21 protein-coding genes are annotated in these 24,483 nt (G+C 46.7%); 10 read left to right on the forward strand and 11 right to left on the reverse strand.

What is annotated here, in order from left to right; translation table 11 throughout:
• Positions 1 to 151 precede the first annotated feature (151 nt).
• Entirely contained in the window at positions 152 to 373 is a 222-nt protein-coding gene (locus NC996_RS26060; RefSeq protein ID WP_190688885.1) for a hypothetical protein, read from the forward strand.
• Positions 374 to 534: 161 nt separating this feature from the next.
• Here the strand turns inward: NC996_RS26060 and NC996_RS26065 are convergent, their stop codons facing one another.
• From NC996_RS26065 to NC996_RS26090, 6 genes are all read right to left on the reverse strand, one after another.
• Entirely contained in the window at positions 535 to 2,163 is a 1,629-nt protein-coding gene (locus NC996_RS26065) for an alkaline phosphatase D family protein (protein WP_190688888.1), read from the reverse strand.
• 109 nt (positions 2,164 to 2,272) lie between these two features.
• Positions 2,273 to 3,196, reverse strand: coding sequence for a nucleoside hydrolase (locus tag NC996_RS26070; protein ID WP_190688891.1), 924 nt, complete (start codon positions 3,194 to 3,196; stop codon positions 2,273 to 2,275).
• Between the two features lie 455 nt (positions 3,197 to 3,651).
• Positions 3,652 to 5,625 carry an acetate--CoA ligase gene (gene acs, locus NC996_RS26075; RefSeq protein WP_190688894.1) on the reverse strand — a complete coding sequence of 658 codons (1,974 nt, stop codon included), beginning with the start codon at positions 5,623 to 5,625 and terminating at the stop codon, positions 3,652 to 3,654.
• Between the two features lie 224 nt (positions 5,626 to 5,849).
• Complete coding sequence (locus NC996_RS26080; RefSeq protein WP_190688897.1) at positions 5,850 to 7,499, reverse strand: hypothetical protein; 1,650 nt, start codon at positions 7,497 to 7,499, stop codon at positions 5,850 to 5,852.
• A gap of 29 nt (positions 7,500 to 7,528) precedes the next feature.
• Positions 7,529 to 7,717 (reverse strand): hypothetical protein, encoded by a 189-nt coding sequence (locus NC996_RS26085; RefSeq protein WP_190688899.1) that lies wholly within the window; start codon positions 7,715 to 7,717, stop codon positions 7,529 to 7,531.
• Positions 7,718 to 7,851: 134 nt separating this feature from the next.
• A complete protein-coding gene (locus NC996_RS26090) occupies positions 7,852 to 8,055 on the reverse strand; it encodes a ChaB family protein (RefSeq protein WP_190531902.1) in 204 nt (67 codons plus the stop codon).
• Between the two features lie 149 nt (positions 8,056 to 8,204).
• Between NC996_RS26090 and NC996_RS26095 the strand changes: the two genes are divergently transcribed.
• Entirely contained in the window at positions 8,205 to 9,476 is a 1,272-nt protein-coding gene (locus NC996_RS26095) for an FGGY-family carbohydrate kinase (protein WP_190688902.1), read from the forward strand.
• Between the two features lie 42 nt (positions 9,477 to 9,518).
• Here NC996_RS26095 and NC996_RS26100 read toward each other — a convergent pair whose 3' ends face one another.
• The 3 genes from NC996_RS26100 to NC996_RS26110 form a co-directional block, all read right to left on the reverse strand.
• Entirely contained in the window at positions 9,519 to 10,079 is a 561-nt protein-coding gene (locus NC996_RS26100) for a GNAT family N-acetyltransferase (protein ID WP_199303301.1), read from the reverse strand.
• A 49-nt stretch (positions 10,080 to 10,128) separates the two neighbouring features.
• On the reverse strand, positions 10,129 to 12,474 hold the full coding sequence (pcrA, locus tag NC996_RS26105) for a DNA helicase PcrA (protein WP_190688905.1): 2,346 nt from the start codon (positions 12,472 to 12,474) through the stop codon (positions 10,129 to 10,131).
• Between the two features lie 154 nt (positions 12,475 to 12,628).
• A complete protein-coding gene (locus tag NC996_RS26110) occupies positions 12,629 to 12,826 on the reverse strand; it encodes an NblA/ycf18 family protein (protein ID WP_190531908.1) in 198 nt (65 codons plus the stop codon).
• 391 nt (positions 12,827 to 13,217) lie between these two features.
• On the opposite strand from NC996_RS26110, the gene NC996_RS26115 reads away from it, so the two are divergent.
• From NC996_RS26115 to NC996_RS26125, 3 genes are all read left to right on the forward strand, one after another.
• On the forward strand, positions 13,218 to 14,414 hold the full coding sequence (locus NC996_RS26115; RefSeq protein ID WP_190688908.1) for an aminotransferase class V-fold PLP-dependent enzyme: 1,197 nt from the start codon (positions 13,218 to 13,220) through the stop codon (positions 14,412 to 14,414).
• Positions 14,415 to 14,488: 74 nt separating this feature from the next.
• Positions 14,489 to 15,577, forward strand: a complete 1,089-nt coding sequence (locus NC996_RS26120) for a glycosyl transferase (RefSeq protein WP_190688911.1) — start codon at positions 14,489 to 14,491, stop codon at positions 15,575 to 15,577.
• A 15-nt stretch (positions 15,578 to 15,592) separates the two neighbouring features.
• On the forward strand, positions 15,593 to 16,009 hold the full coding sequence (locus tag NC996_RS26125; protein ID WP_190525607.1) for a secondary thiamine-phosphate synthase enzyme YjbQ: 417 nt from the start codon (positions 15,593 to 15,595) through the stop codon (positions 16,007 to 16,009).
• 61 nt (positions 16,010 to 16,070) lie between these two features.
• Here the strand turns inward: NC996_RS26125 and NC996_RS26130 are convergent, their stop codons facing one another.
• Positions 16,071 to 16,925 (reverse strand): WecB/TagA/CpsF family glycosyltransferase, encoded by an 855-nt coding sequence (locus tag NC996_RS26130; RefSeq protein WP_190674052.1) that lies wholly within the window; start codon positions 16,923 to 16,925, stop codon positions 16,071 to 16,073.
• A gap of 824 nt (positions 16,926 to 17,749) precedes the next feature.
• Between NC996_RS26130 and NC996_RS26135 the strand changes: the two genes are divergently transcribed.
• The 4 genes from NC996_RS26135 to NC996_RS26150 all read left to right on the forward strand — a co-directional run bounded on the left by NC996_RS26135 (position 17,750) and on the right by NC996_RS26150 (position 20,676).
• A complete protein-coding gene (locus NC996_RS26135; RefSeq protein WP_190688914.1) occupies positions 17,750 to 18,127 on the forward strand; it encodes a Mo-dependent nitrogenase C-terminal domain-containing protein in 378 nt (125 codons plus the stop codon).
• Between the two features lie 63 nt (positions 18,128 to 18,190).
• Positions 18,191 to 18,961 (forward strand): hypothetical protein, encoded by a 771-nt coding sequence (locus tag NC996_RS26140; RefSeq protein WP_190429189.1) that lies wholly within the window; start codon positions 18,191 to 18,193, stop codon positions 18,959 to 18,961.
• A 230-nt stretch (positions 18,962 to 19,191) separates the two neighbouring features.
• Positions 19,192 to 19,452, forward strand: coding sequence for a hypothetical protein (locus NC996_RS26145; protein ID WP_190415235.1), 261 nt, complete (start codon positions 19,192 to 19,194; stop codon positions 19,450 to 19,452).
• 27 nt (positions 19,453 to 19,479) lie between these two features.
• Positions 19,480 to 20,676, forward strand: coding sequence for a murein transglycosylase A (locus tag NC996_RS26150; protein WP_190688916.1), 1,197 nt, complete (start codon positions 19,480 to 19,482; stop codon positions 20,674 to 20,676).
• Positions 20,677 to 20,812: 136 nt separating this feature from the next.
• On the opposite strand, the gene NC996_RS26155 is transcribed toward NC996_RS26150, so the two are convergent.
• A complete protein-coding gene (locus tag NC996_RS26155) occupies positions 20,813 to 21,688 on the reverse strand; it encodes a DUF5895 domain-containing protein (RefSeq protein WP_190415232.1) in 876 nt (291 codons plus the stop codon).
• 582 nt (positions 21,689 to 22,270) lie between these two features.
• Here NC996_RS26155 and NC996_RS26160 point away from each other — a divergent pair.
• Positions 22,271 to 24,211: a cation:proton antiporter gene (locus NC996_RS26160; RefSeq protein ID WP_190441201.1), complete on the forward strand. Its 1,941-nt coding sequence runs from the start codon at positions 22,271 to 22,273 to the stop codon at positions 24,209 to 24,211.
• Positions 24,212 to 24,483: the final 272 nt, after the last annotated feature.

Consider the following 24,483-nt stretch of genomic DNA (forward strand, 5'->3'; position numbering starts at 1 on the left):
GTATTTCATTAGCTTTACTTATGAATTACCAGGGGTGAGCGTAGAAGACAGGTGAGCGAGCGCATAATTTCAGACCTCATATTACCCCAGCGACGACTTTTGCAAGAGGTCTAGTCACTACTTCCCTTACTATTGGCGGAACTTACCGGCAATGGGTTCCGTTTTAGCCATTATGGGCGGTGTGATTTGTTTAATGTTTTTTAGAAGAGAAACAGGCAACTTTGGAGCATTTTTGTTGGGTTTAGGAATTGTGCTAGTTTTTATGAGCGGTGGCGTTATTTTAAGACAAACTAGCCTCTGGAACTTCTTTGTCGGATTTGCTGCTTTGGCTGGCGGCTACAAATTGCTCAATGAGGGAAGAATTACTTTTTAAGTTAAGCCGCTTGTTACCGAATCGTCTATTTATGAGTAGAGACGCGATTAATCGCGTCTCTAGTGTTTTATATTGCTGTAATAATTCGTTTTGAGAAGATTTAAGTTTAGCTAGTGAGTGAGTCCCAAAAAAAAGATGCTGAAAGCGATCGCGCTTATTCCCTACTTCTTGGAATTAACGATAAACTCACTAATAATAATGGGCGTCCGGCTGATAATAGCGCTGGGATTTGCTGTTAGTTGCTCTAAGGAATAGGGTTCAATTCCATAGGTTATTACGCGCAATTGTTGCGTGGAGGCATCTACTTCAAACTCAGTCCAGCCATAGACATGAGCCGCCACATAGCTACCTTTAAGCAGGGTAGCATCAATTCCCGAACCTTCCAGCCCTAGAGGATTGTAGCCGAAGGGGATAAGACGGGCATCCACTAAATTTTTGACAAACTCATCCTTCTCGTGCATGGTTGGCAGAGCTTCATAAGCAGCTTTTTCCTCTGACGTGAGGCTGGAAAATCTTACGCTAGTAGGCCCAAAGGGTTGATAGAATGCCACCGGACTCGTCATAATGTCAAAGGCATCAACTGGAATCTGAACCCCATCGACCGACTCTTGATAGGTGAGGTTATTCACCGCTGTGCCATGAAAATCAGCGGAGATAAACACAACATTTTTGATGCAATTCTCTTTAATAAAACGCAGCAATTGGGTGCGTTCTGCTGCAAAACCTTCATAGCGATCGCTGGCAACAGGGATTCCCAGATTTTGGATTGGTTCGGGAATCAAAATAAACTTCCAGGTAATGCAGTTATTTTGGGCATCTAGCAGATCCCGTTGCAAATCGGCAAGTTGTTGTTGACCTAGAAGCGTGCGATTTGGCTCAAAAGAACGAGTTAGGAACTCTTTTTCTTGTTCCTTAGTAGGGTTAGGAGAAAGCGGCAAATTAGCATCGCGGAAAGAGCGGGTATCTAGGAGGAAAACAGCCGCGTCACTGCCATAGGTGTTGTAACGATAAAGCTTGTGTTTATTTGTGGTGCGTTCTTCGCCCGTTTCCCCATAAAATTCATCGCGGAGGGGATGATATTCCTGAAATGCTTGCAGAGCATTTTTAAACAATTCGGTATTGTTAATTAACTCGTCACCCGTGCCAAAGCGCCCGTTCCGGTGAGAGGATGCCGGTGCGCCCCCTGCAAAATTATCATCAACTTCGTGGTCATCAATTGTAGCGAGGATGGAAGTAGAGGCGCGAAGATCCGCCCATGTATTTAACCCCAAACGGGCGGAGTAAACTTCGTTGAACTTGATGCGAAACTCGTCAAGGGTAGAAGCGGGTCTGTCTAAATCCGGCGTCTTTAGGTCAGCGTAAGCAGTATCGCCATGTGCAACAAAGAACTCTAGCTGACGTTCTGGCACATTAGCGATCGCTGGGTAGGGTGCTAAATCGCCGTGCCAGTCCCCCGCCACTCCGAACCGCAAACCAGCACGAGTCTTCAACTCAGCGGCGGTACGGAATTGACCACCGGCACAGGTTCCAGCAGCGTCGGTGACTCGATAATAATAAGTTGTCCTAGGCTTTAAGTTGGTTAACTCTACCTTTACAGGTTGGTTGGAATCGGTAACTAAGCCGCTAGCAGTGCCAAGAATGGTGCAGAAATTCGGGTGAATTGAGTATTCAAAGAAAACTGTCCCTTTGGCAGTGCTGCGGGTCCACAAAACGGTTGAAGTTTGCGTCGTATCCCCAGAAGCAACGCCATTAGGTAAGGTAGATTGACCCAAATCAATAGAGGTAAACATAGATATTTCCGAACGAGAATCTGATATAGATTTTCTATTCCCTTTAGGAACCCCCCGTTCCGGAAACCCTCTATCTTTATTTACTTTTAGAAACTCTGAATGATTTTCCTTAACGCGCCCATTGCTGCAAAATGTAATCGTAGAATCGCTCCTTATCTACCTTTTGCATCACCCGAATTTTCCTCGCACCTGGTTCCACTTTGGTTCGTCCTTGACTGATGCCAGTAGCCACAATTATTGTCTCCTCTTCTCGCACTTCATAAAACTCCGGATGAGCAAGGTAAGCCGTCGCTAAAATATCCCAAAAATAATAATCTTGAGGAATCACTAGCGCATAACATTGCCCTGCTAAATCGGAGACCGGATAACGCCTCTGTTTACCTAATTGGCGCACCACTTCTGATGTCACTGGCACATTATTAGTCAGGTCTAACGGGCAAAGAACGATGGGGATTGATGTTTGCCAAATTCGATTTGCTGAAATGGGGTCCCAGTAGACATTCCATTCAGCCGAACCATCTTGTCCCGCTTCGATATCGCGGCTAACATTACCCGGAACATTTAACGCACCGCCCATCCAAACAATTTTCTCGATTTTCCCTTCAATCTCCGGTGCCATATCCAGTGCAGTGGCGACTGTTGTTAGAGGGCCAGTTACCATCAGTGTGACGGGTGAGGGTGCAGCTTGGAGCGATCGCGCCATAAATTCCTGACCTGATTCTGGCACTAGCGGCGTCTGAATTATTTCCCGTTCGTTAAGGATTGGGAGATGATCGACAACAAACGAATCGCGGCGAAAGAGTCGCGGAAATGGATTGATCCCCCGCACCGTACTTTCTGCCACTGGCACGTCTGAACGCCCCATCAAATCTAGAATTTTGCGCGTAGCACTCACCCCTGGCTGAACATAGCAATCTGCTGGCGTCACAACGATGCCGAGTGGCTGAACATCATCCATCGTCATCAGCAGCATCGTGGCGAGATAATCATCAACGCCGCCATCGTGATCCATGAGTACCAGTTGTTTGGACATAAATCTCTGCCTGAATTAGAGTCAGAATCAGATACAACGCATTGTGCTAACTTCGCTAATTCTCCCCTCTGAAGTGGAGTTAAAGATAGCGATCGCATCTTCTGTTGCACATGGGTAAGACAACAAATATCTATCACCATTCTCAGAGATAACACTTGTTTGAGCCAGCACTACAGGGGATATGCTGATTCCCGCAAGGATGCCGATACTGATGCAGATAAGGGGTTGAATAAATGCTGACTTCCAGTGGCTTTTTAGCTTCTTATGAAGCTATGCCAAAATAGCCTATTTTCAAAATAGTTGAATTGTAGAGTGGGCAATGTCTGCCAACACTTTTTTAAACGCAAAGGTACGCTAAGGAAATCGCAGAGGTTCGCAGAGAATTTCCTTGGCGAACGTTTGGGGTAGGGACGGGTTTAAAACCTGCCCTACTGCGTACCTTTGCGTTAAAAAAATTACGCTTCTTCTCGGAGTTTATCCAAGACGCCACGATCCTCTAGCGTAGAGGTGTCGCCGGAGACTTCTTGACCGGAAGCGAGATTTCGCAACAGTCGCCGCATAATCTTACCCGAACGAGTTTTGGGCAACGAGTCCGTGAAGCGAATTTCGCCGGGACGGGCGATCGCGCCGATCTCCGCGACAACGTGTTTTTTGAGTTCTTTACTCAGTTCTTCGCTGGGATTATACGTACCTTCTAAAGTAACAAAGGCTACTACTTCTTCCCCTTTGAGTTCATCTGGCTTACCCACAACCGCAGCTTCAGCAACCGCAGGATGAGAAACTAAAGCGGATTCCACTTCCATCGTGCCTAAGCGGTGTCCTGACACATTCAGCACATCGTCCACACGCCCCATCACCCAAAAATAACCATCCTCATCGCGTCTGGCACCATCTCCGGCAAAGTAGACATAATGCCCATCTTTGGGGGGGATGTGTTCCCAGTAGGTGCGGCGGAAGCGATCGGGGTCGCCGTAGACGGTTCGCATCATCCCAGGCCAAGGATGCTTAACGACCAGATATCCACCTTCGCTGGCGGGGACTGGGTTGCCTTCTAAATCAACAATATCAGCGAGGATTCCAGGAAAAGGAAGGGTAGCAGAACCGGGTTTAGTGGGAATTGCCCCAGGTAGCGGCGTAATCATAATGCCAGCCGTCTCAGTTTGCCACCAGGTATCGACAATCGGACACTTTTCGCCACCAATCACGCGGTGATACCACATCCACGCCTCCGGGTTAATTGGTTCGCCTACGGTTCCCAGCAATCGCAGAGAAGAGAGATTTCTGGCGTTGGGTAAGTCTTCGCCCATCTTGATGAAAGCGCGAATTGCCGTCGGTGCGGTATAAAAAACGTTGACACCGTGTTTTTCAATGACATCCCAAAAACAGCCGGGATTCGAGGCACGAGGCGCACCTTCGTACATCACGGTGGTGGCACCGTTGGATAGGGGACCATAGACAATGTAGCTGTGTCCGGTAATCCAGCCCACATCAGCGGTACACCAGTAGACATCCGTATCCTGAAGGTCAAAAATCCACTTGGTGGTCATGTGGGTGTAGAGGTTGTAACCAGCCGTGGTATGCACAACGCCTTTTGGTTTGCCGGTACTACCGCTGGTGTAAAGGATGAACAGCATATCTTCGCTGTCCATCGGTTCGGCGGGACAATCGGCGGAGATAGTCTTTTGCATCTCATGCCACCAATAGTCGCGTCCCCCCACCTGCATATAAATTTCTTGTCCGGTGCGCTTGACAACTAGGACGCTTTTCACGCTGGGGACAGCGCCATCAGCTAAAGCTTTATCAACTTGATCTTTGAGAGGAACGATCGCATCTTTGCGCCAACCGCCATCAGCCGTGACAACTACTTTGGCTTGTCCATCGATTAAGCGATCGCGCAACGCTTCTGCACTGAAACCGCCAAAAACGACGCTGTGGGCTGCCCCAATTCTGGCACAAGCTAACATAGCGATCGCGGCTTCCGGAATCATCGGCATATAAATCCCGACGCGATCGCCTTTTTCCACGCCTAACTGTTTCAAAGCATTCGCAAATTGACAAACTTCCCGATGCAACTGGGCATAAGTCAGGGTGCGCGAGTCGCCCGGTTCCCCTTCCCAAATTAAAGCGGCTTTGTTCTTGCGCCAGGTAGTTAAGTGTCTATCCAGGCAGTTGTAGGAAATATTTGTTTTACCACCCACAAACCACTTGGCAAAAGGCGGTTGCCAATCCAGCACCGTATCCCACTTCTGGAACCAGTGCAACTCTTGTTCTGCAAGTTCTGCCCAAAACTTCTGCGGATCGGCTTTGGCGCGGTCATAAAGTTGCTGGTATTCCTCCAGGCTTTTAATATGTGCCTTTTGTGAAAATTCAGCCGGTGGCTGGAATAAGCGTTTTTCTTGAAGGATGGATTCTATTGTGGGCTGAGACATGATGATTGCTGTAATCGGCGTTGTTACTCAAAACCATTCTGGAGGTAGATCCGACCAAAAGTGTTGTGAGTTTCGTAAAGAAAAGCAAACTGTCCTCAGCCCCCACTCTGCGATCGCTACTTAAGATACATCTAACCCCCTAATCCCCTTCCTTACAAGGGAAGGAGGACAATTGAAAGCTCTCCCATTCTGGAGAGAGGTTGGGGAGAGGTGACAAGAATTACCTATACAAACGGGATTGGCAGCCCATTTTCGGGAATTCTATCCAGTTCGATCCGGAAAGTCCCCTCAAACCCGGTTTCTCTGACATCAAACTGCCAGCCGCCGTTCACCTTCTGCATCTCCTCCTGCGGCAAAGGCTGGAAGCCTTCCCGCATAAACTGCTCATCGGCATGGAGGTAGAGTTTCAGGTTGGGCTGTAGATTGGTTGGTAGCAAGGCACGGACGTAGTACTGCTTGTTGAAAATCTTGTTGTCCGAGAAACCAAAGCCATAAAGATCGCGTTCGCCAATATAAAATTCTACGCGCAACACCATATCTTTGGCACTGAGGCTCTTTTTCGTGTCGAGGTATCCTTGCCAGATGAGTTTGTTATTATCTGCCCAAGGAAAGCCGAGACTCTGATTGGGTTCCGAGAAGTTAACATTTTTGTCAAGCGGATCAACTTGACTAAAGGGGCCATAGCAATTTTCGGCATCTTTACTTTGATGGAAAAGCTCGAAGTCTACACCCCGCGGCTTGATAGAAACGCCCAGAAAAAATTCGCTCTTGCCGAAGAAATCCTTACCACGAGTAACTTTTCCCTTCACCAAGCGCAGCCGCGATCGCACGTTCCCAAAAAAGAAGCGGGTTGCCACTTCAAACGCTTCTCGTGAAGTAATCAGCGAGTCGTCACCCCCGTGGCACTTGTGGACGAAAGTGCGCGGTGTGCCGGGGATTTGCGCCGAAGTTTGTTTGACTAAACCATCGCTGCGATTGTAGTTTGCCCCATACTCGCCTTCTAGGGAGAAGGCGCGATTTAACCGGGATGCGATCGCGGTGTCGTAGCTACGGTAGTTCGTTCCAACCACTGTCAGCAGTCGTTCTGCGGGAAAATAGTTGTGAAAATTAACGAAAGCCGCATCATTTCTAGGGTCTTTTTGAAAATCAGGATTAAAATGCTTTAACTCATCTTCCGCACTAATATTGATCCAATTTTTGAGAATTTGGAAACTGATGCCTTGGTGCGGTGTACCGAGGGTGACAATTTTGTTAATGTAATCCTCTGCCTTCTGTTTCTTCAAGGTTGGATAAGTGCGTTGAACTGCCTCGCGTGCAATGAGACCACCCATTGAATGGGCAATGATATTCACCTTGGGCTTAAAGCCTTCCTTTTGGACTGTGAGTTCCCGAATAAAGTCGATCAAGCGAACGAGAGCTTCACCATACACGTTGAATTTTCGCTCGTCCAAGTCGTAGTAACGAAATACCCAGAGAGTTTGCCAGGGTTGCTCCACCGTTTCCAGCAGATGTAGCGCCATGCCGGGGTCGATAATGATCTTATTGCCAGAAAAATAGCCCAACTCCTTTAAGCGCATAAATTTTTCCACGATATCCTTATCTGTGGAGCGCTTCAGTTTCTCCGGTAGCAGCGGTTCGTAGGCATAAGTTTTACCGTAGTACCCGACGACGTTAGTGGTGTCTTGGTACTTCCAGTTCGACTTCATAAACCGCAGAATTAGCCCCTCGTAGATGTAGTTTTCACCTTGTTTTTGAGGGTAAACAGTACCAACATTAAATCTCTGGTAGGTATCTTTTTTCTCGTCGGAAACGTCGAGTCCGCCAAAACCACGAATCAAAATGATTGGTTGGGGACTTCTTGTGGGTTCAGACATTATGACCTCTGTACTTGGGGTATGAAGCACTATTGTCTACCCATTGGAGGATCGGGACTCCAGAGTTGTTTGCAGATGTTAATAAGCGCGAGCGCATCTCTTTCTACTGCGATCGCGTTTGCATGAAGTGCTGTTCGTTGCTTCGCAGCAGCTTCGGCTTGAGCTGTTGTCACTTCTGCTTGAGCGGCTTCATCTGGCTCTTCAGGAGGCGATCGCATCGATAAACCAGTCGATGTTATTTTCTACGCATCGCTCGCAAACATGAGAGAGCGATCGCGCATTGCGCCCATTTACCTGGAAAAAGCTCCCTATAAGCTCCATTCAGCCAAACCTGATTTTATTGTTGTCATATCTATTCCGGCTTTTTATGCCAGTTCCCATCATCTCCCTTTTCGTAATCGCGCTTTACTGCACTCCAAGCAACCTTGAAGGCAGTTTCTTCCTCTGTATACTCTTCGTTAGCATTGTTAAAGGCAGCGAGAAAAATTTCTTGGGCGTGCTTGGGTAGGTGATTTTTTACCGAATCTGGTAATTCGTCAGTTTGTTTATAAGGCATAAATTTAATCACCTGATTCATGTAATACTAACTTGCAATTTTAAAATTTTAAAATCCTATCTCTAAAGACCTATTTTCTAATTTAATTAACTAGAGATAGCAAATAAAATAACTTGAGTCTCTCTAGAACCTGAATCAATAATCTCATTATGAACCTCTACCTTGGCATTGATTTTGGCACCTCTGGCGCACGAGCCGTCGCAATTCACGCGGATGGGACGATCCAAGCTGAGGCGGAATATCCCTTTGAGGGAGTGGCATTGGCTGCAAGCTGGGAGAAAGCTTTGTTTTCCTTGATTGAGCAAATCCCTTTGGAAGTACGCGGGGAAATTAAAGCGATCGCGATTGATGGAACTTCCTCCACTGTATTGCTGTGCGATGACGCCGGTAAACCTGTTGCTGAACCGATTCTCTACAACGATGCGCGAGGGGTGGAAGTAATAGAGAGGTTGAGGGAAATTGCACCCCCAAATCACACGGTATTAAGCGCTACCTCCAGCCTCGCTAAACTTTTGTGGTTGCTTCAAAATTCAGAGCAGGTACAAGGGTCTACTCCTATAATTCAAAATTATTACTTCCTTCATCAGGCAGATTGGCTGGCATTTTTATTACATGGGAAACTGGGCATAAGTGACTATCACAATTGTTTAAAATTAGGCTACGATGTCGAAAATTTATGTTATCCAGAATGGTTAGTAAATCTCAAGTTACCCGTTCATCTTCCTGAAGTTATTGCCCCAGGCACATCTATTGCTGAATTAAAACCTGAAATTGCTACTAACTTGGGATTACCCAAAGATTGCGTAGTGTGTGCTGGCACCACGGATAGTATTGCGGCTTTTCTCGCTAGCGGTGCCAAGTCGCCCGGTGAAGCGAGTACCTCCCTCGGTTCAACGCTAGTGCTGAAGCTGTTAAGTCGCACTCGCGTAGATGATGCAAAATACGGGATTTACAGTCATCGCCTGGGAGATTTGTGGTTAGTTGGTGGTGCTTCTAATACGGGTGGTGCAGTGCTGCGAAAATTTTTCACCGATGCTGAGTTAGAAAGCCTCAGCAGTCAAATTGATGCAGAAAAAGAAAGTTTACTGGATTATTATCCGTTGTTAAAAGAAGGCGATCGCTTCCCCATTAACGACCCCCATCTACTGCCACGACTGGAACCCCGTCCCGATAATCCAGTAGAATTTCTACATGGTTTGCTCGAAAGTATTGCCCGTATTGAAGCACGAGGATATCAACTTTTACAACAACTCGGTAGCACTCCTCTAACTCGCATTTATACGGCTGGAGGTGGTGCGAAAAATCCCGCTTGGGCAAAAATTCGTGGTCGTTATCTACAAGTACCAATTGTTCCGCCAATGCACACAGCCGCTGCATATGGTTCGGCGTTATTAGCTATGCGCGGACTTGATATCAAGTGAGAATCTCTTCTTTATTAGGCAGAGACGCGATATATTGCGTTTCTACATTTTTTTTACAAATTTGTACATCAATACACTATCGATATACTTGCCCGATGCTAATTTCATATCTTTAGGACATCGTCCTTCTTCTTCAAAGCCAAATTTTTTGTAAAGAGCGATCGCGCTGCGATTTGTAGAGAATACTGCTAGAGTTACCTTTTCTATCAGCGGCTCATTAGCTGCCCAATCAAGCAGTTCTTGCAGCAAAAACGAGCCGATGCCTTTTCCTCTCCATTCTCTGCCAACAAAAATGGAGAGTATCCCACTATGAGAGGTGCGTCTTCGGTTTCCGTTCTCAAACTCAACAAATCCGACAACTGTGTTGTTAATCTCAGCTACCAAGTAAAGCTGCCCTGGTTGCTGAGAATGCTGTTCAATTGTTTCTTTTTCCTCCGATTTGGTTAAGTTAAATTCCTCAGCCTCAGTCACCATATACTTGCCTTCCTGAGCGACTGAAAATTGAAGATCGACGAGAGCTTTTGCATCCTCAATCAAGGCACTCCGGACTGTAACAACATCTCCAGTTTTCGAGTGGTATTCCTTTGGGGCGATTTTACTCACGACTCAATCAATTGTTTTGAGTTTTGAATGAATCAGCTCTCCTGACTGTTTATTCCGCTCGTTGCAGTTGAGCAATCTTAGGATCGATGATTTTTATACCGATGCCAGGAAATCTCACAGCGAGAGTAATTTTGCTTCCTTGCCCGAAAATGTTCGTAATTTGACCGACACCAAACGCTTTGTGGAGGACGCGATCGCTCACGCTCCAATTCTGCCCTAGACTGCTGGCACCATTGGATGTTTGTCTCGGAGATGTTGACGCCATACCAGCGCGACTATTAGCAGTTGCCTTGGGTAAATTACTACTCAGCAAATCTGCGGGTAACTCCTTGAGAAACTGAGAATGAATGGCTGGTTCGCGGGAACCCCAGAGGCGACGTTCGCGGGCATGGGTGAGATAGAGTCGTTCTTGAGCGCGGGTGATGCCCACATAACAGAGGCGGCGTTCTTCTTCCAGCTGCGCCGGATCGTTGAGAGTCCGAGTATGAGGAAGCAATCCTTGCTCCATTCCTACTAAAAAGACGACTGGAAATTCTAGTCCTTTGGCAGAGTGCAACGTCATCAGCGACAAGCGCGATCGCTCTTCTTTCACATCATCCAAATCAGAAGATAGGGAAGCACTTGCGAGAAAACCCTCTAAGCTTGAATCTTCGTTTTCTTCCTCAAATTGCAGAACAGCGTTTTTGAGTTCAAGGACGTTTTCCAATCGGTTTTGCGATTCGTCGGTGCCTTGACTTTTCAAATCCTGAATATAACCAGAATCTTGCATCACTCCCTGCACGATTTCCGAAGCTGGCAGCGTGTCCAATTGTAGCTGCCAGTGGCAAATCATCTGCACAAAGCTGTTGATAGACTTCGCCGCACGTCCAGCTAACGTCTTGACTGAGGTTTCATCTTTGAGGATTTCCCACATTGATACGCCTAATTCTTGGGCGACATCCGAGATCGCATCCAAGGTTGCTTTGCCAATACCGCGACGCGGAGTATTAATGATTCGCGACAAACTCAGCGCATCTGCTGGATTCACAATTAGCCGCAGATACGCGATCGCATCTTTAATTTCTTTGCGGTCGTAAAATTTTAAACCCCCAACAATGTTGTAGGGAACACCCGCACGCACCAAGCACTCTTCAAAAGCACGAGATTGAGCATTCGTGCGGTAGAGAATCGCAAAACTCCCCCAGTCTAACTCTGGATCTTTATGTTTCAGGTTGCGAATTTGATGCACGACGAACTCAGCTTCTGTAATCTCGTTGTCGGCTTTGTGACAAAAAATTTGTTCGCCTGCCCCGCGTGTCGCTTTGAGAATTTTATCAATCCGCTGAGTGTTATTTTCAATGAGTTTATTTGCCGCTTGGAGAATATTTTCCCTAGAGCGATAATTTTCCTCCAGCTTCACCATCGTCCGCGTATCGTCATCCGGCAAACCATCCCCAAAATTTTCTTGAAATTCTAGCAAGATAGTGAAATCTGCCATGCGGAAAGAGTAGATGGATTGATCTGCATCACCAACTACAAAAACTGAGCGATTTTTCCAATCCCACTCATTCTTCCTAGTTTCTCCATTCGTCGTCAGCAGGCGAATCAGATCGTACTGAATCCGGTTGGTATCTTGATATTCATCCACCAAAATGTGACCAAATTTTCGATGCCAGTAACCTAAGACTTGCTCGTTTTGTTGAAATAGCTTTACCGGAATCGCAATCAGATCGTCGAAGTCAAGCGCGTTATTTTCTGCCAGCCTATCTTGGTATTTGCTGTAAACTTCCGAGATTACCCGTCCGCGATAATTTGACTGTTCTGCCTCAAATTCTTTGGGGGAAAATCCCTGATTTTTGGCGTTGCTGATGGCATAACGAACCGAACGCGGCTCAAACTTTTTCTCATCCAGGTTCATTTGTTTAGTGACAATCTCTTTCACCAAACTTTGAGCGTCGGATTCGTCAAAAATCGAAAAATTGCGGCTCCACTTACGTCCTCTTTCGTCTTGATATTTCTCGATATCGTATCGAAGGATACGAGAGAACAGACTGTGGAAAGTACCAATCCACAAGTCTTTGATGTAAATTTTATAAACGCGCGATCGCAATCTTGTCTGTTCATCCGCTGGTAACGCTGTCAGTGGCTTCCCATATTCTTTTTCAGCGAGCTGTTCGGAAAACAGCTTTTCCATCCGCTGCTTCATCTCCCGTGCGGCTTTGTTGGTAAAAGTCACCGCCAGGATATTTTCCGGATCGACCCGGTGCTTCAAAATGAGATTGGCAATTCGATAAGTCAGCGCCCTCGTTTTGCCGGAACCAGCACCGGCAACAACCAGCAAAGGCCCGCAGAAATGCTCGACAGCGCGACGCTGGGAGGGGTTGAGGTGGCTAAGGAAGTCAGTAGTGGTGGTCATGGTTCAACTGGAGGGATGCGACGCAAGAGCGTATTTTAGCAAGGCTATCCCATACTACCTAACCTGGTTGACCACCATTGCCGTCCCTCCCTTAAGAGAGTGCGATCGCCCAGCATTAACTTTATCATCCCGAATGTGCCACTACGGGTAAGATTCATGCAGACATTTCGCCTGCATCAAGTCCCCACTCGTGCTTCAGAAAGGACTTGTACATATTTTCTTTGACAATCATTTGCTCGTACAGCATAATCAAAAATTCCTGTGCTTGTTCGCGGGACATATTTTGCACTTGGTCTGAGAAGCTTCTAATACTGAATTTTTGCTCTAAAGATAATTCAATTGGCTGATTCATAGCGAGTTCCTTTACTCGTTATAAGATGAACTTTGAACCGATTTTTGATTCTCCCTTGTTGTTTGTTATTTGCTAGGGAAATAACTGGGTTCTAAATGTTGTGTAGCATCAAAAAGAAAACTTGGTATTAGATGCATAGCAACTTAACCGACACTCAACGCCATTTTGTAGCCTGCATACAAGGGAAATCTGAGAAAGAGATTTTGTGAAATTTGATTCACGTTCTTGTAAACTTGTCAAGTCAACGCACCGGATTTATGCAAAATTTTAAATAAGTTAACATTATCTAGCAACCGTTACAGCGATAACCAATTGCAACGCCTCTGCTGCCGTATCCAGCAAAGCTACGAAGTGACGATTCCTTGTTCAAGTGAAGTCTAATATTGATACTATGACGAGCATTTCTCCAGGACAAACGCTGCTAGAACGCCATCGGCAGCAATTTCCAGCTCTCGCGAATAAAGCCTATTTCAACTATGGCGGTCAAGGCCCAATGCCTCAAGCAGCATTGGATGCGATTTTCCAATCCTATGAATACGTGCAGCGTGTGGGGCCGTTTTCTAATGAGGTAGGGAGTTGGGTAGTACGGGAGGCAACGGAAACGAGAGGTGCGATCGCGTCTTCCCTGGGTGTTCCCACCGAAACCATTACCCTGACTGAAGATGTCACCGTCGGCTGCAATATCGCCCTCTGGGGCATGGACTGGCAAGCCGGAGACCATCTGCTAATTTCTGACTGCGAACATCCAGGCATTGTAGCAACCGTGCAGGAACTCCAACGCCGCTTTGGTATTGAAGTATCCTGCTGTCCGCTGATGGGAACGTTGAATGAAGGCGATCCCGTAGCAGCGATCGCAGAATATCTGCGCCCCAAGACCAGAATGATTGTGCTGAGTCATATCCTCTGGAACACGGGTCAAGTCTTGCCGCTGGCTGAAATTGCTGCCGCCTGCCGCAACCATTCCACCGAGAATCCCCCCATCAGAATTTTGGTGGACGCAGCTCAATCTGTGGGGTCAATGCCGCTAAATTTGACAGAATTGGGGATTGATTTTTATGCTTTCACGGGTCACAAGTGGTGGTGCGGGCCAGAAGGCGTCGGTGGTCTGTACGTGCGACCGGAAGCTTTAGAAAGCCTGAATCCCACGTTTATCGGCTGGCGCAGCATTCTTTACAATTCATCCGGTCAACCAATTGGCTGGCAACCGGATGGGCGAAGATATGAAGTCGCGACTTCTGCCTATCCCCTCTATGCTGGGCTTAAGGCAGCGATCGCGATTCATCAGCAATGGGGAACCCCAGAATCTCGCTTCCAACAAATCCTAGAGTTGAGCCAATACCTCTGGCAACGTTTAGCCGAACTTCCTCACATCAAATGTCTGCGAAATGCACCGCCAGAATCCGGTCTTGTCTCCTTCCAGCTTTCAGGCGGGGGCAATCACCAGCAATTAGTACAATCTTTAGAAAATCAAAACTTGCTGGTTCGGACAATCCGCAATCCCGACTGTGTACGCGCCTGCGTTCACTATTTCACCCTGCCATCTGACATTGACCAACTTGTTGAAGCCATTCAAAAATTGAGTCAGTAGTCACGGGTCATTAGACCTTAGGAATTGGCAACTAGATTAATGACTAATCACGACTGACTACTGACTAATGACTAATGACTGCTAAGCACCCAATTTTATACATCGCTATCACCAATCATGGCTTCGGTCATGCAGTCCGAGCGGCATCCGTCGCAGCGGCAGTTCAGCAAATGTATCCAGAAATTTTGCTGATTCTGGTAACAACAGCACCCCGCTGGTTACTAGAATCTTATATTTCAGGGGATTTTATTCATCGCCCTCGCGGTTTTGATATCGGTGTTGTGCAAGCTGATAGTTTCGCAATGGATAAAGCCGCCACTTTGGAAAAAGTGCAACAAATTCGCGCCCAAGAGAAATCGATGATTGCGAGTGAAGTAAGCTTTATTCGTCAAAACCGAGTGGGTTTGATTTTGGCAGATATTCCACCGTTAGCAGCGTCAATTGGCAAAGCGGCTGGGATTCCTTGCTGGATGCTGAGTAATTTTGGCTGGGACTTTATCTATCGGGCGTGGGGAGGAGAATTTAATGCAATTGCGGATTGGATAAGCGAATGTTATGCAAAGTGCGATCGCTTGTTTCGCTTGCCCTTCCACGAATCGATGAGCGCTTTCCCACAGATCGTCGATGTCGGTTTAACCGGCGGCACTCCCCGCCACAGCCCAGACACACTACGATCTAAATGGGGAATTACCACACCGACCGAGCAAACCATCTTGCTCACCTTCGGCGGCTTAGGGTTACAAGAAATTCCCTACGACAATTCGCTAAAGTTTTCCGATTGGCAATTTATCACCTTTGATCGGAATGCACCCGATTTACCCAATCTCATAAAAATTACAGATCAATCTTACCGCCCAGTCGATTTTATGCCAGTATGCGGGCGCGTCGTTTCCAAACCTGGATACAGCACTTTTGCAGAAGCTTTGCGATTGGGAGTACCGATTGTGACGCTAACACGAGAAGATTTTGCCGAAGCGCCTCTGCTGCTTGAAGGCATCCAAAATCATACTTATCATCAAATTCTACAACCTGCTGAGTTCTTCCAAAGCAACTGGGAGTTTCTGCATCAACCAATGCTTCCACCCCATCAATCTCAGATGGTGGCGACAGATGGAACCGAAGCGATCGCCCGTGCTGTCGTCAGCTATTTCCAAAACCGTTAATTTTTTAGAGCCGCAATGACTCATTACCAACAGATCCTGACCGTTCAAACTCCTGGCAAATCTTTATACAAAATCACTCCCAAAGTTCAAGCGATCGTTGCAGATTCGCGTATACAGACTGGACTTTGCACCCTGTTTTTGCGTCATACCTCAGCCAGTCTGCTGATTCAAGAAAATGCCGATCCAGATGTTCTCAAAGATTTAGAGAACTTTTTAACAAAACTCGTGCCGGAAAGCGATCGCTACTTCCACAATGCAGAAGGCCCTGATGATATGCCAGCTCACATTCGCACTGCTGTGACTCATACTTCTGAACAAATCCCCATCGCTGGCGGTAAATTGCTATTGGGAACCTGGCAGGGAATCTATATTTGGGAACATCGGCAGCGCGGTCATTATCGAGAAATTGTTGTTCACATCGCGGGTGACTAAGCTAGATGAGCGTTCCAAAACGCTAGTGACTTCAATCCGTAACTGCGACACAACTTTGTAACTAGCGATTGATTGCTTCTGGGTGGCGCTCAGCGCTGCTGGTTTCTACTTCTATTGAGTCTTGCTCGACAGGAAGTAATTTGAGCAGCTGTAAACCCAAGAGAATCAAATAAAGAGGATTCAGTAACCAATAGCGCTTCCATAGGCGTTTGGGTTCCTGTAAAAAGCGGAAAAGCCATTCTAAACCCAAGCTTTGCATCCAGAACGGAGCTTCAGGAATGTTGCCAGAATGAAAATCAAAAGCAGCACCCACCGCAACGATCGGACAATCTAGCTGATGGCGATGATTAAAAGCCCATGCTTCTTGGCGCGGACAACCCAAAGAAACAAAGACAATTCCCGCGCCAGATTCCCGAATTTGTTTAGTGTATGCCGCATCTTCTTGCGGCGTTAAAGGGCGAAACGGAGGAGAAACTGCTCCGGCAATCATCAAGCTGGGAAATTTTTCTTGTAAATTCTTCTGTAAAGTTTCTAGAACTGCTTCCGTAGAGCCATATAGAAAAATACTTATTTCTTTAGCAGCAGCTTGTTCGCAAATATTTAACATTAGCTCTGGACCCCGCACCCGCTCCGGGAGTATCTCTTCATCACGATTACGAAGAAGATTGAGCGCCCAACGCACCGGCTGACCATCAGGGGCAACTAGAGTAAATTGATTGAGTTGATAACCATGACCGTCTGGGTCAAGATAACCGGAGGTAATGCTATGGACATTCACTGCTGCAACGGTACAAGATTGGCGTGATTGGGCACTTTGAATAATCAAATCCGTACAGTCTTTATATTTAGTACGACTGACTCCAATTCCCAATATATTTGTCTTAATTGGAGTTGTTTTTAAAGTTCGGGTGTTCATCTTTACCTTGAACTCACATATATTTTGTAGAGCGATCATAATTTACCTTTGCAGTATAACTTTGCAAGTACTTTTACGAAATTTATTTTTAATGATTTTTAAGTATTGCTCTTTGAAAATAGGGCAAAAACTGAATCGACTAGCTGTAGCTTAAGATTTCTATCTCTATTTTTTTATTCCTCAGTGAAATAGGTAATTTATTACCAACTTTTATTTTTTATTTCATCAGCAAAATTGCTGAATTCAAATTGGTAGACGGGAAATGATTTTATCAACTTGGCTAGGTTCTTTCACTGTCTTTCACTTCTCCTTAGAGTTTTCAATGAGTGATTATTTTCTCGTCGTTAAAGGAAAATAAATGGCTCTGATTCTAAGAAAAGTTAGGAAGCGAGCGAGCCGCGAAGCGTGTAGGGGCATTTTTGCCGAAAGCAAAGCAACCACAGACCTTACAGCCTTTATGCAGACAAGTTTATGCGAGAGTGCAGTGGCAATATATGCGTGTAATCACTGAAACCTGGAAGGGACACTCACAAATATTCAGTGATGTTCCTCACGCAATATAGACAGGAAATTAGGGAGGATGATAACAGAAGAGTTCTCACAAGCCTTTTGTCTGTCAAGTCGGCATCCGAGATTAACCGAGCAAAGAACAAAAAATAGCGATCGCGCGTCAATGATTAAGTAAGTCTAACGGTCAAAGTTTCTAGAAACGCTCAAATCTCACAGCCAGCATCCGGTAAAAGCAGAGTCGCAGTTGTAGATAAAGGACAGACAGTTAAATTTAGCTTTTTGAAGACTTGAAAACGTAACACAGGAGAAGCATCATGAATGTATCCCAGTATACAGTAAAAAATATTTCCCTGACAAGCTGGTTCTGGATGCCTCAAGAAGAGGTTTCCCAAAAGGTAGCCCCGATTCAACAACCCACAAAAGCACGGACGCGGTTGAACTTCCTGCAACCTCTGCGCGAATGGATTGACAACATACAAGTGCGCGATCGCGAACTCGCTCATCGCCTGTGCAAGTCAATCCCCTCCCAGTGCCCCTTTGAGCGCGATATCAAAGTATTTGGTCGCACCCTGCTTCACATTCCTCCAATGTGCAAGCTGAATCCGCTTTACGAAGAAGTCGTAAGCCTGCGTTTCCGGGCACTGTGCTATCTAGCAGATGAATGTGGAGAAGATGTTACCGCATACTGCTAAGATTCCTTCTCAGACGTCTTAAATTAAAGACGTGAAGATTCTGTGCATTATTGATAAGACATCATGGCTATCATTGCCCTGAGAGGCTGGTATCTCCAAGAGTATGAGCCGATTAAAGAATTAGAGAAACGTCCCCACGATCTGCGACTGAGCAAAAATAGCTTGCTGAAGTCTGGATTACGGGCAGATTTTTTAGAAGACAGCCAGGATGTTAAGCGCTCAGCTTGGTTTGGTCGTTATCTAGAAGGGGAATCGGTAGAGTTTTACATCGAAGGCAGCGGTGGCTACATAATCTCCAACATTGACCTGACAAGCCACGAGATTTATTTCACCAAGCAGACGGTGATGGCGAATCTGGAACCGATTATCTTCCTCTGCCATCAGACTGAATATGCGGCGTCGAGTGAAGCCCTGCGAGAGGGACTGGCTAACGCCCTAGAAGTATTAAACACGCGATCGCGTCTTCCTTTGACGCTAGAAGTATCCAACCGCCCCACAGGTGCCTCAAATCGCCTCAACACCACGCAGATGCGAAAAATTCGGAAGAGTCTGCTATTTGTTGCTGATGGGACACCTATCACTAGCATTTCCAGGGAAGAAACGCCCCTACTCATTCCCAGTCCGAATGTTTGTGTAGAAATTGGCTACGCCTTTCAAAGTAAGCGTTCTGAACAAATTCTGCTAGCTCAAATGGAGCGTTCGGAGATGTCGGGACAGTTTCCCTTTGACCTTCCCAACCATCAACAACTGTTGTTTAACAGTGCGTCGGAACTGCATCAGACTTTACCGCCCCTGCTAGAAACCCTGCTGCATCGGTTTAATCTGTTTTCCTAGTCATTCGTCACTGGTCATTACAGTATATAAATTTCAACCTGTGAAAACAGGTTCTAGCCGTGAAGCCTGAATTTTAATTCAAGGCTCTGAAGCCAGTGCTATTCGTCATTCGTTGGTTGCTACAGACTAATAACGAATGACCTTTTGAGAAAATTCTGTAGAAATAGCCTGTTATTTTCGACCATTCTCAGCTCATAATAATCAGGACGGATTGAAAATCAATCGACTGTATGCCGAGAACTCCCACCGAATACGCTGTACACCTGATGATAGAAGGTGGTCACAAAGCAGAAGTGCGTTTTGCAACCATTCAAGAGTTTCAGAAGTGGTACAGCGGCGAGCTGATGCCCAAAGCCGCCTCCACGGACTTTATCAGTGTGCCGATCAAAAATATCCAGGGCGAGTACATGGTTATACGTCCCGTCAGCATTAGGGCAATCCGAGTGGAACCTGTCTTCGCCGGAAGTGTCGATAGAAGTGACTACGAATAGCTATCACTTTCCCTTTTGGTGTAAGTAATGAGAAAGACATTGGCTTTACTGTCCCTGAGTTTTGGTGTAACTCTGGGAAATGTCACTTTGCCTGCCCTCGCTAAAGATCCCCTGTCCGTTCCGCTGATACCAGTCAACTCAAACCTGTTAAATCTCGTCTGTTGCCGGTCAGATGCACTGGGACTTGATGAGCAAATCTGGGGGCAAAACGGTCAAGCCGGAGACCGAAAAGCTTTAATCGCCTCGATTGATAACAGTCTGCGATATTTACGGACAAACAGTGCCGCTCAAGCCTACCAGCAGTATCCGGTGCCGGGAATCACCCGCGATCGCGTCCGCCGATCTTTGGTTCGCTTTCGGCAGCTAGTTCTCAACTCTGGTTCGGCTGCCGAACTGCAAGCCGCAATCAAGCGTGAGTTTGTCTTGTACCAGTCTGTAGGCAAGGACAATAAGGGGAACGTTCAGTACACCGCCTACTACGAACCAACCTATACAGCCAGCCGCAAGCAGACGGCAGAGCATCGTTATCCTCTCTATGGGATGCCGTCAAACTTCAACTCTTGGCCCAAACCCCACCCCACACGGGTTCAGCTAGAAGGGGAGGATGGCTTGCTGGGAGCGAACAGTCCGCTAAAAGGGCTAGAAATCGCTTGGATGAGCGATCGCCTGGAAGCCTTCTTGGTGCAAATCCAAGGCTCTGCTCAGCTCCAGATGACTGATGGAAGCGTGATGACGGTCGGTTATGCAGGTGGAACCGATTACCCCTACACCAGTGTTGGGAAAGAACTCGCTAAAGATGGCAAACTGCCCCTATCCGGTCTGACGTTACCTGTGCTGATCAAATACTTCCAGCAAAATCCTTTGGAGCTGAGTAACTATATCCCGCGCAATCAGCGCTTTGTTTTCTTCAACGAAACCAATGGTGCCCCAGCAATGGGAAGCGTTGGGGTGCCGGTGACAGCTGAGCGTTCGATTGCGACGGATAAATCTTTGATGCCTCCGGGTGCCTTAGCTTTAATTCATACAAGAGTTCCCTACTTTAATCGTGCTGGTAAGATCGAACAGCGTCTGGTGAGTCGCTACGTACTCGACCAGGATAAGGGAAGTGCAATTCTAGGTCCCGGTCGCGTAGATTATTTTATCGGAACGGGTAAACGGGCGGGCGATCGCGCGGGTGTTACCGGCGGCAACGGGCAACTGTATTACCTGCTGCTAAAACAGTAAATTTTTTAGCGTCCCCCAACCTAAGAAATTGAGGCGATCGCGTCCTAATCCTACCTAGAAATTAAAAGTAAAAAGGCAAAAGTAAGAAGTTTTTACTTTTGCCTTTTTAAGTTTTTACTCTTTCCTTGTGTCCTATTTAATAAGGAGGTTCGCCGTACTCAAATTCATCGTGATAATCGTATGAACTAGACACCCCTGCCATCTCCATTTTGGGCGCGGGGGTTTCCTCTTTCGGTTTTTCTTTTCCGAAGTCTTGGTACTCCTCAAAAGTTTTGCAGATAAGCACAGACTCCTCAGAACTGGAAGAAATTAGATATTCTGTTAAATTCTTAGCAGTAGGATGCTCATAATCTACTGTACTAGCCACCAGAGCCGTATTTGTGCCACTGCCCCTTTCCTCCATTTCAATTAACGGACAAAAAATTCCATGAGCATGAAACAACGGCCCTTTTGGTGTTAAAGGCTGCTTTCGATACTGAGCATAAGCCTTTTCCAATTCAGCAATAAATCCACCGACGACTTGACCTTGTTTCATCTCGCAGTAGGATTTTCCAAAACTAGCACCTGCTGCACCATTCACCGTCAATTGCAATGGCAAGTGATGCAAAAGCTTTTGTTTCTCCCCCACTAAAAAAATCAAGTGGCGAGTGAATGTCTTAAACTTGAGCTTGTCTGCCAAAAAAGCATCGTAGTTATCTTTAAACGTACCCAATTTCATCCCAGTTTCACGGTCTTTCACAGACAATGGACCCCGCCGCACGATGACTAAGCGGGGGGTAGTAGTGATAAACAGCGTTTCGACTCCGGTGCTAAACTCATGCTGCACCTGGTCCCAAGTGGCATCCGGTTTAAAGCCAACCGCATTAGCGTTATCTAGCTTAATTGCCAATCCGTGCGGCTGGATGCCAGTTTTCCCATATCGAGGATTGATCATCTGGCACCAAGGGATAACTTGAGAAGGTGGTGCGTTGAACTTGTCGTCGTCGAAGTCAAAATTCGCAGATGCGTTCATGGTCTTAGGCATCCAAGTCGTGTGCTGATCAAGTTTACAAGTCTGGAGCAAGTGGTGATATCCGAAAAGATACCGTAGAAATGATAAAAGTAACACAAGTGCAGCTAACCGGGTTTATTGACACCCTTACTCCAGTTGAATGCCAGCAAGAAGCAGTGTTTCTTAGAACAGCTTGCTAGGATCGAACCAGCACAGTAGGAAGAGGTTCTTTGCGTTCTGAGTGCAGGAACGGTTGTCCAGTGAGAAGATTTGGGGGAGGTGCTGCTGGATTATCCCTCAACAAACGGATTGAAAAGCGTGGTTGAAAGGGCAGGCAATTCAGAAAAGGAGCGATCGCACTTTTCTTCTGTGCCCTTTTCGCATCTACTCTATATACCCTGTTTGCATCACAGACAAATTTTTGCTTTTTCAGTAGATTTTTAGACCGACCGTGTATCATAGACTACAGATATTTGTCTCAAAATATCCGATGCAAAGACAGGTTGACTATTGCATAGCAGCCAGGAAGGGTTAATATTTACTATCCTTTACCAAAGATATTGATATTGATAAAACTTCGTTGGTTTTATCAAAATCTACAACATGGAAACATCCTTTGAACTAACCCTGCAAATCGTTATCACGGTTGTTGCAGGTATCAGCGCCCAGGTTTTAGCCCAATATCTTCAGGTTCCTAGCATCGTCTTTTTGCTGCTGTTTGGCATTCTCCTGGGACCTGATGGCTTGCGCCTGCTACACCCCCATTCTTTAGGTACGGGCTTAGAGGTCATTACTGCCCTGGCAGTGGCAGTGATTCTGTTTGAGGGGGGGCTGAACCTAGAGCTGAGAGAGTTGGGAAAGGTTTCCGGCAGCCTGCGAAACTTAGTGACGCTGGGAACGCTGATCACGCTTCTGGGCGGCGGTATGGCAGCTCACTGGCTGGGTGAATTTCCCTGGCCTATCGCTTTTCTCTACGCTTCCTTAGTGGTCGTAACGGGACCAACCGTGATCAGTCCTCTGCTGAAACAGGTGCAAGTAGATCGGCAAGTGGCAGCACTTCTGGAAGGAGAAGGCGTCTTAATTGACCCAGTAGGGGCTATTTTGGCTGTCGTCGTGCTAGACACCATTTTGAACGCCGATACCGACCCCATCGAAGCTTTCATCGGTCTCGTCTTACGCTTAGGCATCGGCGGCGGCATTGGCGTTGTCGGTGGCTGGTTGATGGGTTGGATTATCAAACGCGCCAAGTTTCTTTCAGAAGACTTAAATAACCTGGTCGTTCTGGCTGGGTTGTGGGGCTTATTTGGTTTGGCGCAAACAATCCGCAGCGAGTCGGGGTTGATGGCAACCGTGATGGCGGGAATTGTTCTGGGTGCCTCCTCAATCCCAGAAGAACGGATGTTGCGGCGATTTAAAGGACAATTAACGATTCTTGGCGTTTCGGTCTTGTTCATCCTGCTGGCAGCTGACTTGTCCATCGCAAGTGTATTTGCGCTGGGGTGGGGAAGTTTGTTTACAGTTCTGGCACTGATGTTTATCGTGCGACCGATAAACATCGGCTTATGTACCTTCAATAGCGACCTGAACTGGCGGCAGAAACTGTTTTTGTGCTGGATTGCTCCTAGAGGAATTGTTTCGGCGTCGGTTGCTTCTCTATTTGCCATTTTTCTAACCCAGCGGGGCATCAACGGCGGCGATTCTATCAAAGCGTTGGTCTTCCTCACGATTATCCTGACCGTATTTTTGCAAGGACTGACAGCACGTTGGGTCGCTCATTGGCTGCAAATTAACCTCCAGGAAGCAACGGGCGCTGTAATTATTGGTTGTAATCCCTTAAGCCGCCTGATTGCCCGTTTGTTTCAAGAACAAGGAGAGTCTGTAGTGCTGATTGACACAGACCCCGAAGCGTGCCAAAAAGCAGAGCAGGAAAATCTGCGGGTATTCTTAAGCAGTGGTTTGGATACGGAAGTTCTGGAAGAGGCGGGACTCGACTCGATGGGAACCTTCCTGGCAATGACCAATAATGGGGAGGTGAATTTAGTGTTGGCGCAGCGTGCTTCTGAGGAGTTTCGTCCTCCTCGTGTGTTGGCAGTATTTCCCCAAGCAAACACACCGACTAATAATAGTAAGGTTCACCAAGCTTTCATTCCTAATTTATCAATTAAGAATTGGAATCAATACCTGAACGATGGACAGGTGAAGTTAGGCAAAACGTCACTCAAAGAGCCTGGTTTTTCGTTTCAACAAGCCCATCTACAAGCCTTAATTCGTTCTGGAGAGCTAGTACCCTTACTATTTTTACGGGAGGGGCGTTTCCAAGTGGTACCTGCGACAGAGGATTGGGAAGCGGGAGATCAGATTATTTATGTGCTGCATGACCCTCGACCAAAACTCTTGAAGCGTTTATCGGGTGCGAGTCCATCTTCTCGTTTGGCGCTAGAGAAACTGCCGGAAGTTGAGGAGGTGCCCATCTCATCTGCAAGTGTGGGTGTCCTTTTAGAAGAACTCAAACCAGAACCTCAAACAGAACCTACAGAAGCGTGACACAAGACAGTCGCGACTATGCCAATCTGCCTGGAAAGCAAGAAAAGCGATCGCATATTCTTGCAATCGGCGGTTGAAGCCGCACAGCGACAGCAAGCACACAACCGAAACCTGCCAGGAGCAGGCTACTAAGTGGAACTAGATTTGCGACTATAAATTACGCTTAATGTGAATTATGAGGAACAAGCACCAGCTTGACGAAAAGTTAACACATCAATGGCAAAGCGCCGTTTGAGTAACAATCGTAAGGTATGACTTGCCAATTTAGCGGC

Source organism: Trichocoleus sp. ST-U2, from assembly GCF_039961875.1.
In the GTDB taxonomy this organism is placed as follows: domain Bacteria; phylum Cyanobacteriota; class Cyanobacteriia; order Cyanobacteriales; family FACHB-T130; genus FACHB-T130.

What these genes read in the sequence shown, in the direction of transcription:
- NC996_RS26060 (WP_190688885.1), top strand. Translation starts at nt 152, where the DNA reads ATGGGTTCCGTTTTAGCCATTATGGGCGGTGTGATTTGTTTAATGTTT.
- NC996_RS26065 (WP_190688888.1), bottom strand. Translation starts at nt 2,163, where the DNA reads ATGTTTACCTCTATTGATTTGGGTCAATCTACCTTACCTAATGGCGTT.
- NC996_RS26070 (WP_190688891.1), bottom strand. Translation starts at nt 3,196, where the DNA reads ATGTCCAAACAACTGGTACTCATGGATCACGATGGCGGCGTTGATGAT.
- acs (WP_190688894.1), bottom strand. Translation starts at nt 5,625, where the DNA reads ATGTCTCAGCCCACAATAGAATCCATCCTTCAAGAAAAACGCTTATTC.
- NC996_RS26080 (WP_190688897.1), bottom strand. Translation starts at nt 7,499, where the DNA reads ATGTCTGAACCCACAAGAAGTCCCCAACCAATCATTTTGATTCGTGGT.
- NC996_RS26085 (WP_190688899.1), bottom strand. Translation starts at nt 7,717, where the DNA reads ATGCGATCGCCTCCTGAAGAGCCAGATGAAGCCGCTCAAGCAGAAGTG.
- NC996_RS26090 (WP_190531902.1), bottom strand. Translation starts at nt 8,055, where the DNA reads ATGCCTTATAAACAAACTGACGAATTACCAGATTCGGTAAAAAATCAC.
- NC996_RS26095 (WP_190688902.1), top strand. Translation starts at nt 8,205, where the DNA reads ATGAACCTCTACCTTGGCATTGATTTTGGCACCTCTGGCGCACGAGCC.
- pcrA (WP_190688905.1), bottom strand. Translation starts at nt 12,474, where the DNA reads ATGACCACCACTACTGACTTCCTTAGCCACCTCAACCCCTCCCAGCGT.
- NC996_RS26110 (WP_190531908.1), bottom strand. Translation starts at nt 12,826, where the DNA reads ATGAATCAGCCAATTGAATTATCTTTAGAGCAAAAATTCAGTATTAGA.
- NC996_RS26115 (WP_190688908.1), top strand. Translation starts at nt 13,218, where the DNA reads ATGACGAGCATTTCTCCAGGACAAACGCTGCTAGAACGCCATCGGCAG.
- NC996_RS26120 (WP_190688911.1), top strand. Translation starts at nt 14,489, where the DNA reads ATGACTGCTAAGCACCCAATTTTATACATCGCTATCACCAATCATGGC.
- NC996_RS26125 (WP_190525607.1), top strand. Translation starts at nt 15,593, where the DNA reads ATGACTCATTACCAACAGATCCTGACCGTTCAAACTCCTGGCAAATCT.
- NC996_RS26130 (WP_190674052.1), bottom strand. Translation starts at nt 16,925, where the DNA reads ATGAACACCCGAACTTTAAAAACAACTCCAATTAAGACAAATATATTG.
- NC996_RS26135 (WP_190688914.1), top strand. Translation starts at nt 17,750, where the DNA reads ATGAATGTATCCCAGTATACAGTAAAAAATATTTCCCTGACAAGCTGG.
- NC996_RS26140 (WP_190429189.1), top strand. Translation starts at nt 18,191, where the DNA reads ATGGCTATCATTGCCCTGAGAGGCTGGTATCTCCAAGAGTATGAGCCG.
- NC996_RS26145 (WP_190415235.1), top strand. Translation starts at nt 19,192, where the DNA reads ATGCCGAGAACTCCCACCGAATACGCTGTACACCTGATGATAGAAGGT.
- NC996_RS26150 (WP_190688916.1), top strand. Translation starts at nt 19,480, where the DNA reads ATGAGAAAGACATTGGCTTTACTGTCCCTGAGTTTTGGTGTAACTCTG.
- NC996_RS26155 (WP_190415232.1), bottom strand. Translation starts at nt 21,688, where the DNA reads ATGAACGCATCTGCGAATTTTGACTTCGACGACGACAAGTTCAACGCA.
- NC996_RS26160 (WP_190441201.1), top strand. Translation starts at nt 22,271, where the DNA reads ATGGAAACATCCTTTGAACTAACCCTGCAAATCGTTATCACGGTTGTT.